The following is a 13,960-nucleotide window of genomic DNA, read 5'->3' on the forward strand; positions in this document are numbered from 1 at the left end:
TTGGTTTTCACTGCCATTTACCTGAACAAGGAAAAATTAGCCGGCTTTATTCTTCCTGTTGGCCACATACTGTGAAGGCAGCATATTAAACTCTTCCTTGAAAAATTTAGAGAAGATCTTGGGATCATTGAAGCCTACCTGATATGCAATTTCGGCAATTGACAGACCACTCTTATTTAATAATTGTGCCGCTCTCTTCAAACGGATCGAACGGATAAACTCCAACGGCGACCTGCCGGTCAGCGACACGATCTTTCTATAAAAAGTAACACGGCTGATGCACAGTTCCCGGCTCAGGTCTTCCACCGTAAAATCAGGATTATCTATTTGCTTTTCAACAGCTTCCAATGCCTGCTTCAGGAATTTTTCGTCCACAGGTGTGATTGTTACCTCCTCAGGATTCACCTCTATCTGCTTCTGGAACCTCTTTTGCAGTAACCGTTGCTGCGCCAGCAGGTTATTGATGCGGGAAGCCAGGATTTCAAAGGTGAAAGGCTTTGTGATATAATCATTTACACCCGCTTTCAACCCTTCCAGTTGTTTCTCCTCACTTCCCATAGCGGTCAGCAAAACAACGGGAATATGGGCAGTCAGCGTTTCCGTCTTAATTTTCCGGGCGAGCTCTACGCCGTCCATTAACGGCATCATAATATCACTGACCACCAGGTCTGGATTCAACAGCTTTGTTTTCTCCCAGCCTTCTTTTCCATTGGTAGCTTCTTCTATATGGTAGTCTGATTTCAGGTTATCCTTTAAATAAAACCGCAGTTCCTCGTTGTCTTCCACGATAAGTATCGTTTTCCGCTTATCCCCCTTTTTAACATCCTCTGATACCAGGGGTTCTTCACTTTCTGCCGATAATGGGGTCGACACAACACGATTGGGCAACTCATAGACTTTCCTTGCAGGAAATACTACCGTAAAACAGGTACCCTTATCCGGTTCACTTTTCACGGTAATGATGCCCTGATGTAATTTTACAAACTCTTTTGTGATAGCCAGGCCGATACCGGTGCCCTGGTTCACCATACTCTCCGGTACCTCGGTTTGGAAAAACCGTTCAAATATTCTTTCATGCTGGCTGGCCGGGATGCCGATACCGGTGTCCTTTACTTCTATGGCAAGCGTTCCATCTGCCTCATTATCTGCAGGGGGCTGATAATTCAGGTGAATGCTCACAGTACCGTTATCATGCGTATACTTAAACGCATTGGAAAGCAGGTTGAACAGGATCTTCTCGATCTTATCCTTATCGAAATAAATATCCAGGCTATCAATGTTAGTGGAAAACGAAAAACTGATCTTTTTCTTTTCAGCAATATCGGTAAACGATGCACTGGTGTCTTTACAAAACCTCACAATATCGCCGATAGCTGGATGTAACCGTACCTCCTGCACCTCCATCTTCCTGAAATCCAGCAGCTGGTTCACCAGGTTCAATAAGCGTTTTGCATTACGCTGTACCAGGTTTAATTGCTTCACCTGCTCTTCGTCTGTAGTATGTTTAATGATCTTATCCAACGGGGCTATAATAAGGCTCAATGGCGTACGGAATTCGTGGCTGACGTTGGTAAAGAATTTTGTCTTCAACTGCTCCAGTGCATGCGCCCTTTCCGCCTCCCGGCGTTGTTGCTGCACTTCGAAGCGCATACGTATCCGCTCCAGCGTGATACGGCGGGCAAGTAAAAGCAAGCCGGCAGCAACCAGTAGATAAATAAAATAGGCAACGGGCGTTCGCCAGAACGGCGGCTCAATATTGATCTGCAAACTCCGGACAGGACTCCAGGAACCATCCCGGTCTAACACCTTTACTTTAAAAATATAATGCCCGGGATTCAGGTTAGTATAGGTCACCTTTCTTTCATTGCCATAGGTATAAAACCAGTCTGTATTAAACCCTTCCAGCTTGTACGCGTACTTATCATGGGTATTACCACCAAAGTCAAGCGAAGCAAATTCAATAGTGAACACATTCTCTTTGTGTTTCAGGTCAACGTGTTCCAGCCTGGACAAAGATTGTGGCAGCAGTACCCTGTTATTGATCTGCTCTCCTGGTGCCACGTCTTTATTTAATACCTGCAATCCGGTAAAAACAATCTCAGGATGATGCACCGGTTCTTTGATGTTAGCCGGGTCTATAATATTAAAGCCGAAAGGACCTCCGAATATCAGTTCACCAGCCTTTGTTTTAAGCGCTGCATTGTCATTAAATTCACGGTGCTGCAGATTGTTCGTTTCGTCATAGGTAATAACGGAAAATGTAAGACCCTGGCCGTTTTGTTTGGGAATGGCATTACATAAACCATTGGGCGTAGAAATCCAGAATGTGTGATGATTATCTTCCAGCATTTCCAGGATAATGTCATCCGGCAATCCATCTGAAGCAGTGAATACCTGGAAATCCTTCGCCTGCTCATTAAACAGGTTCAAACCTTCGGAAGTACCCACCCAGATGCGGCCCTTACTATCTTCCAGGATACAGGAAATCACATCGCTGCTTAAACTATGCTTCTTGCCTGTATGCTTATAAAAAACCGGGATATCTTTATTCTTTTCAAAAACGGCCAATCCTGCATTCGTTCCAATCCATAAATTACCTTTTCTGTCCTCCAGGAAATTGAAAACATAATCGGAGAGACCCACTCCTGCGTTTCCCTTGTTGTAATGTTCAAATTTACCCGTACTCCTGTCTAAACGGTCCATACCTCCACCCAGGGTGCCTATCCACAAATGCTGCTCCCTGTCTTCATAAATTTCCCAAACCAGGTTTTCTCCCAGGCTGGCAGCGTCATGTTCATCATGGCGATAGTGCGTAAAGCGCTGTCCGTCAAAACTGTCAAGCCCACCCAGGTAAGTACCAATCCAGAGCATGCCTGTATGATCGATACATAAGCTGACTACGACATTAGCGGTGAGACTGTTTTGATTGTTGGGATCGTGCAGGTACTGCCTGAAAGTATTATTCTTCCTGTCAAAATAAATGAGCCCTCCACCATTGGTGCCAATCCAGATATTACCAGACCTGTCTTCCACAAAACGATTTACGTCGTCGTATTGAAGGCTCTTCGCATCCGTTTCCTGGTGATGATAATACGGGAATTGTACAATGCTGCTGTTTAAGTAATTCACGCCCTGCTTGTAAGTACCCAGCCAGATAATGCCGTTGTTATCTTTATAAATGGTGTTGATGCTATTCTGGCTAAGCCCTTTCGGATCTTTTGAATCATAGAGGAGGTAACTGGTTTGGAAGTTATTTTTTTTATCGATCAGCGTCACGCCGCCATGATCCGTTCCTATCCAGATCATCCCATTGTTATCCTGCACAATCGCACTGACTAAGTCTGAACTCAACCTGGATGGAGCGGAATTTTTGTTAAACAGTTTGATCGTATTGTCTTTGGGACGAAAAAGAAAAGCACCATAGGTATAACACCAGATCCAAACATCCCCATCACTATCTATAAACAGGCTATTGGCATTGCTTCCTGTATGCTGTTCAGTTAAAGCAGTGCTGGAGAATATAACCTTATCCAGGGTGATGTCATATTGCTGCAATAACCCATTCTGATAAACAATCCATAACTTCCCGTCCGCTGTTTCCTTTACGCATGTGATCTTATTATCCGGATATGATTTGTCCTGCCGGGTGAATGGTTTTGCCTTATGCTCACTGGCTGAATATAAATATAGACCCAGCTCTTTGTATAGAAACCAGTATCTGCCGGCATTCCCTTTTTCAATATGTAGCATCATGCCGGAAGGTAAGCCCAGGCGTCGTAAATACTTATAATAGTCTGCATCAAACTCCTCATTATCAGGATTAAAAATACAATCCCCTCTTCTTGTAGCCACCCACATCCTTCTTTCAGGAAGCGCAAAAAGTGCTACTACATTATTATCTTTCAGAGAAGTGCTGTCATTGTGATTATTACGGAATATGCGGCATGAATAACCGTCATAACGGTTGAGACCGGACACTGTACCAAACCACATAAAGCCATCCGGATCCTTTAGCACGGCATTCACCTGGTTGTGTGAAAGACCGCTATGCATATCCAGTTTAGAAAAATTATAATGATCCCGCTGTGCAAAAACCCATACCGGCAGCAGCCAAAAAGCTACTGCGGCAAAAACCGATCTGATATATTGCAAGGTAGATTGCTTCATGTTAATATTTCATTGCTCAAAAAAACACTCCCATCAATGGGAAGGATAGCTACCAGCCCTCTTTTTCATAACGCTATTTTTAGCTGGGCTCCAAATATAACTGATAACGGGGAACTTTTATACCTGCAGTTAGCTGATGAGCCAGATATCGCCTGGATTGCCGGCACGCTGGCACCGGCTGTTTCATACATCAGGGAGCCCGCTCTTAGAGCGGGCTCCCTGATGTATGAAAGATATTGCTGCTGGTACTTATCTCATCTATGGCTAAACATCTGCGTTAGTAAAGCATTGACCAATTCCCAGTCTGTGTGTTTGGCTGGTTCACCTTTCAACACCGCCAGCTTTTTTTGAAATGCCTCTTTTCGCTCCTGTTGTTCCTGCTTTAATCGCTCTTTGTTGATGACCGTACTTCCCCAATCCTTGTCCAACGCTATACGAACCTGGTTATCCATGGCATCAAAAAAACGATTCCCGAAATCGGCCACCTCACGTACAAACACTTCGTACGCCATTTCTATCTCTCCATTTTGTGCGGTCCACACCGGGATGTTGTGCTCAGTAACATGATCGGCCTTCCAGACAATCGCAATATTATCCCTGTTTCTAAAAAAGCTAACACCCGGCCCGGCGGTTAAATGCATCGCCGTCAACGTCCTGCTATAGATCCATTCGATTGCCTTATCGTAACGATTGTAATAGGTATCTTCATCAATTAGTGGATCCTGAGACAAATGATCCAGCCAACTCAGGGCTGCTGCGTAAAACCTGTATAAATAATTACTCGTGCGTGCTATGCTGTAAAAAGCATCCGGCAATGGTTCCGCAATAGCATCAAATAAGCTGGTCCAGTCTTCTATCAACCGCACTATCTGATATTCTACATAACGGGCATCATGACCATCCCCTGCCAGTACTTCACTTGTATATTCATAAAGAGTAGATTTACCCAAATCAAGCCAATACTCTCCTTCGGTAAGTCCAAACCAATGCATTGTCATCTCAGGAGCATCACCCCAGGGAATAATATTATCCGGATGTTTGAGCGAAAAATTAATAAGCGCCATATGCTGTTAAAAGTCAAAGTACCGGCAAGGTAATATAAATAGTGAAATGACGGTACTATCAATCGTCGTCCCCATCCGCTTTCTTATTTAAATTCACAAAGGCCGCCCGCCGCGGTGCAGGGAATACAGTGCCTTTGATGCCATTCCATAAAACGAGGTTAAACTCCAGGTCTGGTACATTATCTTCCTTCGAAAAATCAAACTGTTCTGAACGTCGCTGCCATTCATTCATCACCACATTTTTCTCGCGCAGATCTATATTCGCAGGTACGGACTCATACACCCCATGATGCGCATCTGCCGAAAAACATTTCCACATCGGCATCGCCGCCGCATCATACTGACTCATAGGCGGAATACCCAGTATCAGCTCAATAGTGCGAAGCATGGAAGAAGTAGAATACATGGTATGATCTACAAATCCCTGTTTTACAAAACCGCCTGCCACATAAGCTGTACTGCGATGCGCATCCAGGTGATCAGCTCCATTCTGCGCATCATCTTCTATAATAAATACCGCACTCTCCTGCCAGATCGCACTCTTGCTCAGGTAGGAGACAAACATCCCTACAGCCAGGTCATTATCTGCCACATGCGCCATAGGTGACAACTTACCTTTACGCAATCCTTCCGTATGATCATTCCCCATCCGCAATGTATTGAAATGCGGTACCTGGCCGATCGCCACCAGGGAATCAAACTCCGTTTGCCACTGTCTGAAACGCGTGGTATCATACACATTCAGATCCCACCCGGTATACCCGGGACAAAAATGATTTTTCAATACCGGTATATTCGGTTTGCCATCATCTGCGAACTCTCCGTAGGTACGATAACTTACACCTGCACGCTGACAATGATCCCAGATAAATCCTTTCTTATTATTCGCAATGGCCCGCTTCCCTTCGCCATCATAAACACCTCCTCTTCCACCATAACCCGTTGGCCAGGTCTTTTCAAGATAGTCTGTCGCATAGGCAGCCGTTGTCCAGTTATGTCCATCTGCACTCACCTCCGCATCTACATAAAAGTTGTCCAGCAGTACAAACTCTTTTGCTATTTTGTGCTGATTCGGCGTCACATGCTGCCCAAATAATACCAGGCTGGTATCACCATTCCCTTCTTTCATATCCCCGAGTACCTGGTCATAAGTACGATTCTCTTTAATGATATAAAACACATACTTTATCGGCGAAGTAGCACCTGTCTTCATCGGAACCGGATTACCCGCTTCACCGGAAGTAACCGTCTCCTTCTCTTTGGTATAAGGTGTATTCTTATAGACCTGCTGAGAATATACAGCCAGCTGCTCTTCAGAAGGTGCATTAATAATACTGAGCGTTCCTTTAAATAGTCCGGCTATATACTGCACCTCCTTCGGCCGGTTCTTGTCTCCTGCCTGGTATTCCACTTCCTCTTTCTTCTTCAGCGGATTCGGCCCATCAGGGTTCGCCTTTGAAGAAAACCCTTTGCCATTGGCTACATAAATCTTCTTACCGATCACCTTTACATTTGTCGGGTACCATCCTACCGGAATAAATCCTTTACTCTTACTTGCTCCGGGCTTACTCACATCAAACACTGACAGACAGTTGTTATCCGCATTGGCGATATATAATATTTTCCCGTTTTCACTCAATGCAACCCCGTTCGTTGTCGATCCATTCGGGGCATCAGGATACAAAGCTGTATTTAATACTTCGATCACTTCATTTTTCGTAAGGTCCACTACCGATACTGTATTATCATTGGCATTCGCTACATACATATAGCGGCCGTCTTTTGACAGGCAAAGATCATTGGGATGATCTCCTACACTTACTTCGCCGGCAAAAGCGGTACGCTGCGTATCGAATAGTAATAGCTTGCGGCATCCCCAACACGTGATATACAATGTTTTCTTATCTGCCGATAACAAACAATTATACCCTTCACCACCGATCGGCAACTGCTGTTTCACTGTTTTAGTTGCAAGATCGACTATATACAGGGAGTTATTTTCCTTCGTCAACACATACATCAATTTCCGCTTATCGTCGATCTCAATACCTGTGGGCGAGATCTTTACCGGCCACTTCTTGCCCAGGCTAATACTATCTGCGAGCTTTAATTTTCCCGCATCCACCGTATACTGTAGAATACGGTTATCATTACCGCCGGAAGCATATAAAGACTTACCGTCCGCACTGAACTTCAGCCCGAACCAGCTTTTAGGGATGACCACCTCATCGGTTACCCGCTGAGACCTCACGTCTATCAGCTGAATCGTTTGCGTACTCTGCCCATTGTTGGTGACAGCCATATACTTATGAGAAGAGGATACAGCTATGTTTAATGGCAGATCCCCCAGCGTCAGGTACTCACCTACAGGGGTCAGTGACCAGCCGTTAGGTAACTGCACCCGGCTGGCATCCAGCTGGGCAGCAGTCTGGGCAAAGCCAGCGCCTGCAAATAACAATGCGGTGATACCGGTAATGATATTCTTCATGACAACTAATTTATCGAACCTCCAAGTTTCCAAAAAAATAATTTAGAACAGTGTTAAGTTAATCTTATCATTTACCGGTAAAAATACAATGGCCTTGAAATTCTCTTTAGAGGTAACTTTACCTGTTTTGTGTTGTACTTTTTAAATCGAAAATGCCGATGCCGGCATACCCCGGATCATAATATCAAACCAATCATCAACCCGATTCTGGGTCCGGACAGCACGCCATTCTTCCTCATATTCATCGTACCGATTTCATTTCGCTCACGAACGTAATCATTGATCTGGTCAAATGTCAGCAGGCTTTTTTGCTGGATCTGTATCATATACCCCACTTCCATACTTATGGACAGTCTCTTCCAGTGACCACTGGCTTCTATCAGGGGCTGCAGTGCCTTCGCCTTTCTCCTGTATTTCACTTCCACCCTGTCACTGCTGTAAGTACTATAAGTCGTCTCCACGTACTCGTTCCCCGCGTCATCTGTATAAACATTTGTATGTGTGACAGTAAATTCAGCCTCCGAATAGAAACCATCGAAATAAAGGTTCCTCTGGCGATTATCGATATCTCCTACATGATTTGATCCCCTCAGCGCATAATAATCAAGTCCCGGCTTGATCGACACTGATCCCATGTTCAACACGTATCTATAGCCTGCATGAAAATAGAAACCGCCATCTCCCCCTACATTCTTAAATCCACCAATTCCTAATACGATATCATTCTTTTCATTGAAAATGGATTCATAATCACCTCCCATCGACCACATCCGGTTCGCAAAACCATTCTTTGCCACACCCGTGAAAGTCTCATTTTTAGATGTGCCCGTGCTTACCGGTACAGCCGTATAGTAAATATTTGCCAGGGAAGCCTGCCCGGGGTTTGCAGGGAACATTGATCCGTAGTTGAATGCCAGTATATGATAATGATCGGGAAACTTATCCCAAACGTAAGAGCGTAGTTGTGATGCAGCTGGAGTGGTAATGTGTTGCGGCTTCGTCGTGTTTACGCGTTGCGCAAATCCCTGTAAGCTGGCAAGCATCAACAAGGTTAACATGAAATTTCGCATATAGTCTGTCATGATGTACAGGGTCGGTTAAAATGGTACAAAGTGCGGGAATTTCCCCCGGGCGCTTATAATAATACTGATCGTTTTCATTTTCCACACCACGTGAGTATCATCAGTAAGCACCAGGATCCGCTGGCTGTCAAAGTAGGTTACAATCATCAGGTCATCCGCTACACAACCTGTTTCCAGAACTTTGACAACATTGAAATGCGAACTTGCTACGGCCGGTTAACCGTATACAAGCACGCATTGTCAAATATAAAACAACTGGCTATATTTTTAAACTATTTTACCCGGTTTCCCTCAAACCCCAAAGCACTATATAGCGCCCCGGAACAAACATTATAGCAACCGTCCCGCTGGTTAGGTGCACTATTTTATTCAGCCATATAAGGACAGGCAAAACAATATCGACGGATCAGATATTCTCTCCCAATCTTTGTTCTGCCACCTGCTGAATAGCCCCCTGAATACCCTCCACTGTTGTTGGCACCAACCAGTTTAACCCTCTTGTTATTCTCGATTGTACCTCTTTCACATAAGGCCTGTACGTTTCATCGTATTTTGCAAAAGCTGTATGGTAATTTTCCTCCTGATGCAGTTGTTTCGCTAAGATATAGGCCCCTTCCATAGCCAGGCTTGTGCCCATTCCGGTCGGGAAACTGGCCGTATGCGCAGCATCCCCCACCAATGCGACACGTCCTTTCGACCATGTCGGCATATGGATCTGGCAGACTTCATCAAAATATAGATTATCAGCATTCACCATTGTATGTAGAATTTCAGGTATTCTCCATGCACTACCCTCAAAATTTTCTTTTAAAATTTCCTTATGCTGCTGATCATTCCTATAATCATAATCCAGCTTAGGAGACCTGAACACTACAAAAGCATTGACCACATGCTTGAATTGATAAAGCGCTGCCATTTTGCCCGGCTCATGGTAGACCGATCCCCCACTCTCATGCGCTATATCTGTCGCCTCCACGATCGCAAAGTAAGCACCAAAGAACTTTGAAAATTGTTCTTCTTCTCCAAAAACGAGTTTCCTCACGGATGAATGTGTACCATCAGCACCAAATACAAAATCAAAGTTGCGGGTCTCTCCGGTCTTAAAAGAGACCGCTACCCTATCGTTATGTTGCGCCAGCTTTTCGATCCTGTTCTCGAATAAAAATGTCACCTCTCCTGCCGGAATACAGCCCAATAATATGTCGGATAAATCATCCCTGTGAATTTCAATATCACCACGATATTCTTCCTGTGCATTGACGTTGAAGGTCGCCAACGTCTCATTCTGTGCGTTCACCATCCGGTCTATATGTACAAACTCTTTGGCCTTTATTTTATTCAGGATACCCATTTCTGCCGCTACCTGCAATGCATTGCCTCGTACATCAATAGGTGCACCACCCCTTCTCAATCCCTTAGCAATTTCCACCACTGTCACCCTGTATCCGTAACGGTTCATCCAATAGGCCAGCGTAAGGCCCGCTATGCTCGCACCCGATATTAAAACCTCTTTTTTCATGTTTCCTTTATTTGGTTACACTACAAAATTGGATGTATCTTTAGAAATAAAATAGCCGGATAACTACTAAAAATAGCCGTAAAACTTATGGAAACCACCACCAACGGACCCGACTTTCTCGATTTTGCCGATAAAATAGGATACGATATTGGAAAGGGAATGATGCATAATGTAGACATGCACTATCATAAAAGTTTCGATTTCTTTCCTGAGCTGGTCATGTTCTTTGCCGTTTATACCGTCAATAAAACATTTAGCCGCCCCACGGCAGCACCGAAATTCATCAAAGACAGTATCTGCTTTTTCTTCAAAAACGTATTCGACAACGAACATGTAAAAGACAGCGCCGCGCGCGCATTTCCCGCTACCTACACTTATACCAGCACCTTCAGAAAAGACACCCGCCCCGTTAAGGTAGTTGCAGTTATTATCAGTGCCGAATACCTGAAAAGTTTCTTAAAAAATGATGCTGAACAGTTTCAATATTTATTTGACACCAGTTACGATTTCATGATCGAAGAGATCATGACAGATGATATTGTACGTACGATTAATGATATTGTAAAAAAACAAGCCCCCGATACACTCCCGGATTACTACTACAAACTAAAAGCAATGGAACTGCTTTTCTACCTGTTTAAAAGTTTAAGTAAGCGCGAACAGTCTGTTCATCAAAAACTTAGTAGTAAAGACATCAGATCTATTTTCAAGGTACGCGACAAGGTTGTGTCCTCCCTAAGCCGGCCTACCAGCATTGAAAAGCTGAAACAACTTGCCGGTATGAATGAATTGAAAATGCGCAGGATTTTTACACAGGTTTTTGGTATGGGCATCTATGAATATTATCAGCATTTCAGAATGCAGGAAGCTGCAAGACTGATCCGTGAAGAAAAACTGTCCGTATCTGAAGCCGGTTATCAGATAGGTTTTGAGAACCTTAGCCACTTTTCCAGGACTTTTGAAAAGTATATCGGTGAAAAACCCAAGAAATACAGTCTCAAACACGGATGAGGCCATTGACAGCACTTTTCCACTGGCAGCCACCGCAAAGAACATGAACAGGCAGCCCGTGGACATATCCAGGGCAAAATCGTCCTGACGGTCCGATAGTTCCATTATTTGCCAAATGGCAAATATTGCTACCTGTAGCCAGACTACCTTCGTGTCATCATCAAAAAAACTAAACAATGCCGAAGACAGTATTGGTCACAGGTGCCAGTTCAGGAATAGGTAAAGCAACCGCGATTTACCTGGCTCAAAATGGCTACAATGTATATGGTGCAGCACGCCGTATGGAAATGTTACAAACCTTAAAAACATATGGGGTAAAACCTGTTTCCCTGGATGTTACCAACGATGACAGCATTGTTGCCTGCATCGCACAGACAGGCGACATCGATATCCTGGTAAACAGTGCCGGCCTGGGCTCTTATGGCGCACTGGAAGATGTACCGTTACCGGAGGCCAGACACCAGCTGGAGATCAACCTGTTTGGGGTAGCCAGATTGATACAGTTAGTCCTCCCCCGCATGCGTGCAAATAAATACGGAAAGATCATCAATATCTCATCCATTGGTGGTAAAGTGGGGCTGCCAATGGGAGTATGGTACCATGCCAGCAAGTTCGCTATCGAAGGAATGAGTGACTCGCTGCGCAATGAAGTGCGACAATTTGGTATTGATGTCATTGTCATTGAACCCGGTGGTACTAAATCTGAGATGACACAAATTGGAGCCAGAGATATGATGCGGGTGTCAGGCAATACAGTATACAAAGAACTTGCCCATCACCTGCAAAGGATGTATACTGAAATGGAAAAGAATTCGGTAGAACCGATCGTCATTGCCCGGCTGATTAAAAAAGGAATTGAAGCGAAACAACCCAAAACAAGGTATATTGGAGGAACGATGGCAAAGCCAATGCTTTTCCTGAGAAAGATCCTGTCGGACAAAACGTTTGACAGGCTATTGATGAGACAGATGAAATAACTGTATGATGGAGCAATTGATCAATTACCTGTTACATTTCGGTCACCTCAACCAACAGCAGATTGCGCTGATCAAAAGTAAAGGTGTTGTAAAGACAACCAAAAAAGATGCATACTATCACGAAGCGGGAAAAACGCCCCGGGAGGTGATCTTCTTAACAACCGGTATTATGCGGGTTTGCTATTACAACAACAAAGGTGACGAGATCACCAAGTACTTCATAGATGAAAATAATTTCATTGTGGATGTACATAGTTATAATCAAAATATTCCATCTACTGAATATATACAGGCTGTTACTGACTGCGAATATATTGTGCTCTCCAAAGCCGACATGGAAGAGCTGTCGATGACCATTATCACCTGGGATGTCATTGTTGCAAAGATCACCGCCAAAAGCCTCGCTGAGAAAGTGAACAGGATCAGTCCGATGATGGCAGAAGACGCTACCGAACGCTACCGGATGTTCCTGAATAATTTCCCTAAACTGGCGAATAGAATCCCGTTATCCTACTTAGCGTCTTACCTGGGTATTACCCAATCATCGCTAAGCAGAATCAGGAGGAATATCCGGTAGTATCATTTAATCTATGGCACGATCAGGGAGCCGGCCTATAGTTTCCCATAGCAGGTGAAGTGATGCAGGTCTCACTTCACCACTACTTCCCGTTTGTCTACCAGGTGCTCATCTCCCTGCTCCAGCGATTGCAGGACCGAATTTTGAAAATGCAGAATGTTATTGATCTCATACCAGTTGCGCACCCAGATGTGCTCCTTGTAGTAGAGGTGCTCATGTACCACATGATTACTGTCAGTAAATGTACTTTCTTTATACGGCTTACCATATAATGCGATCACAGCCTCCTTGGTCATACCCGGCTTAATCCGGTCCGTGGTAAATCTGGACTGTTTCTGAACAGTACAGCTACAGGTAATTACTGTTACAATCAACAGCAGGGAAAACAATATATTATTCATAGCAGGAAGGTAGTTATTTTCCTGACACGATCAGGCGCTATGTTTTACTTATTCGCAGTATAATAATGGTTGCCACCTTCGTCTTCCAGTTCTTCACCAATAGATAAGCCTGCAGCAGCTAATAAACTTCTATATGTCGCCGCACCCAGGGAAAGAGAAGGTCGTTGCGTCAATACATCTTTCCAGGTGGTCTCTTCAAGCGGCGCTGTAAACAGGAGCTTCCCACTGGGTTTCAGAGCGGCAGCCATTTTTTGAATGCACAACCGTTGCTGTTCTGCTGAAAGGAGGAACATGACACCTATAGAAATGATGCCGTCGAAGGTACGATTGAAAAACAATGACTCCTCCATGGCTTCACAGGCAACAATGACCCCGGGGATATGCTGCTGCACCAGCGCAACCATGCTGGCAGAGGCATCCACAGCATATACCTGCAAGCCTGCTGCTGCCAGGATTTTTGTAACTGGGAACCCTGTTCCACATCCCAGGTCAATGACCGCGGCACCTGGTGGGAAACTCGCAGCCCAACTGCTGATAACAGCACTACCGATCCCCCCCCTTTGCTGAAGGTACAAACCCGTGATAGCATCGTAGCCATTTGATTTATCCATCTTCTATTTTTTAATGATCCAATACCTGCAGCCTGCCAACTTCCGCGCACTACTGCAGCTGCT

At 44.5% G+C, this 13,960-nt stretch carries 10 protein-coding genes; 3 read left to right on the plus strand and 7 right to left on the minus strand.

Features of this window, described 5'->3' with window-relative positions; genetic code table 11:
- Positions 1–36: 36 nt before the first annotated feature.
- The 5 genes from ABDW33_RS18545 to ABDW33_RS18565 all read right to left on the minus strand — a co-directional run bounded on the left by ABDW33_RS18545 (position 37) and on the right by ABDW33_RS18565 (position 10,320).
- On the minus strand, positions 37–4,167 hold the full coding sequence (locus tag ABDW33_RS18545; protein ID WP_343691577.1) for a two-component regulator propeller domain-containing protein: 4,131 nt from the start codon (positions 4,165–4,167) through the stop codon (positions 37–39).
- A gap of 254 nt (positions 4,168–4,421) precedes the next feature.
- Complete coding sequence (locus ABDW33_RS18550) at positions 4,422–5,231, minus strand: DUF5984 family protein (RefSeq protein WP_343691578.1); 810 nt, start codon at positions 5,229–5,231, stop codon at positions 4,422–4,424.
- 58 nt (positions 5,232–5,289) lie between these two features.
- Positions 5,290–7,719 carry a bifunctional YncE family protein/alkaline phosphatase family protein gene (locus tag ABDW33_RS18555; protein WP_343691579.1) on the minus strand — a complete coding sequence of 810 codons (2,430 nt, stop codon included), beginning with the start codon at positions 7,717–7,719 and terminating at the stop codon, positions 5,290–5,292.
- Between the two features lie 176 nt (positions 7,720–7,895).
- Positions 7,896–8,777, minus strand: a complete 882-nt coding sequence (locus tag ABDW33_RS18560; RefSeq protein ID WP_343691580.1) for a hypothetical protein — start codon at positions 8,775–8,777, stop codon at positions 7,896–7,898.
- A 430-nt stretch (positions 8,778–9,207) separates the two neighbouring features.
- A complete protein-coding gene (locus tag ABDW33_RS18565) occupies positions 9,208–10,320 on the minus strand; it encodes an FAD-dependent monooxygenase (RefSeq protein ID WP_343691581.1) in 1,113 nt (370 codons plus the stop codon).
- Between the two features lie 87 nt (positions 10,321–10,407).
- On the opposite strand from ABDW33_RS18565, the gene ABDW33_RS18570 reads away from it, so the two are divergent.
- The 3 genes from ABDW33_RS18570 (at position 10,408) to ABDW33_RS18580 (ending at position 12,885) form a co-directional block, all read left to right on the plus strand.
- Positions 10,408–11,331 (plus strand): AraC family transcriptional regulator, encoded by a 924-nt coding sequence (locus ABDW33_RS18570; protein ID WP_343691582.1) that lies wholly within the window; start codon positions 10,408–10,410, stop codon positions 11,329–11,331.
- A 176-nt stretch (positions 11,332–11,507) separates the two neighbouring features.
- Positions 11,508–12,308 (plus strand): oxidoreductase, encoded by an 801-nt coding sequence (locus ABDW33_RS18575; RefSeq protein ID WP_343691583.1) that lies wholly within the window; start codon positions 11,508–11,510, stop codon positions 12,306–12,308.
- A gap of 4 nt (positions 12,309–12,312) precedes the next feature.
- A complete protein-coding gene (locus ABDW33_RS18580; RefSeq protein ID WP_343691584.1) occupies positions 12,313–12,885 on the plus strand; it encodes a Crp/Fnr family transcriptional regulator in 573 nt (190 codons plus the stop codon).
- A 71-nt stretch (positions 12,886–12,956) separates the two neighbouring features.
- Here the strand turns inward: ABDW33_RS18580 and ABDW33_RS18585 are convergent, their stop codons facing one another.
- Together ABDW33_RS18585 and ABDW33_RS18590 are read right to left on the minus strand one after the other, a co-directional pair.
- A complete protein-coding gene (locus ABDW33_RS18585; protein ID WP_343691585.1) occupies positions 12,957–13,286 on the minus strand; it encodes a hypothetical protein in 330 nt (109 codons plus the stop codon).
- A gap of 44 nt (positions 13,287–13,330) precedes the next feature.
- Positions 13,331–13,897, minus strand: a complete 567-nt coding sequence (locus tag ABDW33_RS18590) for a class I SAM-dependent methyltransferase (protein WP_343691586.1) — start codon at positions 13,895–13,897, stop codon at positions 13,331–13,333.
- Positions 13,898–13,960 lie beyond the last annotated feature (63 nt).

The sequence above is a fragment of the Chitinophaga sp. genome (assembly GCF_039596155.1).
Taxonomy (GTDB): Bacteria; Bacteroidota; Bacteroidia; order Chitinophagales; family Chitinophagaceae; genus Chitinophaga.

Excerpts from the sequence above, each read along its gene's own strand:
- ABDW33_RS18545 (WP_343691577.1), bottom strand. The coding sequence starts at position 4,167 with ATGAAGCAATCTACCTTGCAATATATCAGATCGGTTTTTGCCGCAGTA.
- ABDW33_RS18550 (WP_343691578.1), bottom strand. The coding sequence starts at position 5,231 with ATGGCGCTTATTAATTTTTCGCTCAAACATCCGGATAATATTATTCCC.
- ABDW33_RS18555 (WP_343691579.1), bottom strand. The coding sequence starts at position 7,719 with ATGAAGAATATCATTACCGGTATCACCGCATTGTTATTTGCAGGCGCT.
- ABDW33_RS18560 (WP_343691580.1), bottom strand. The coding sequence starts at position 8,777 with ATGTTAACCTTGTTGATGCTTGCCAGCTTACAGGGATTTGCGCAACGC.
- ABDW33_RS18565 (WP_343691581.1), bottom strand. The coding sequence starts at position 10,320 with ATGAAAAAAGAGGTTTTAATATCGGGTGCGAGCATAGCGGGCCTTACG.
- ABDW33_RS18570 (WP_343691582.1), top strand. The coding sequence starts at position 10,408 with ATGGAAACCACCACCAACGGACCCGACTTTCTCGATTTTGCCGATAAA.
- ABDW33_RS18575 (WP_343691583.1), top strand. The coding sequence starts at position 11,508 with ATGCCGAAGACAGTATTGGTCACAGGTGCCAGTTCAGGAATAGGTAAA.
- ABDW33_RS18580 (WP_343691584.1), top strand. The coding sequence starts at position 12,313 with ATGATGGAGCAATTGATCAATTACCTGTTACATTTCGGTCACCTCAAC.
- ABDW33_RS18585 (WP_343691585.1), bottom strand. The coding sequence starts at position 13,286 with ATGAATAATATATTGTTTTCCCTGCTGTTGATTGTAACAGTAATTACC.
- ABDW33_RS18590 (WP_343691586.1), bottom strand. The coding sequence starts at position 13,897 with ATGGATAAATCAAATGGCTACGATGCTATCACGGGTTTGTACCTTCAG.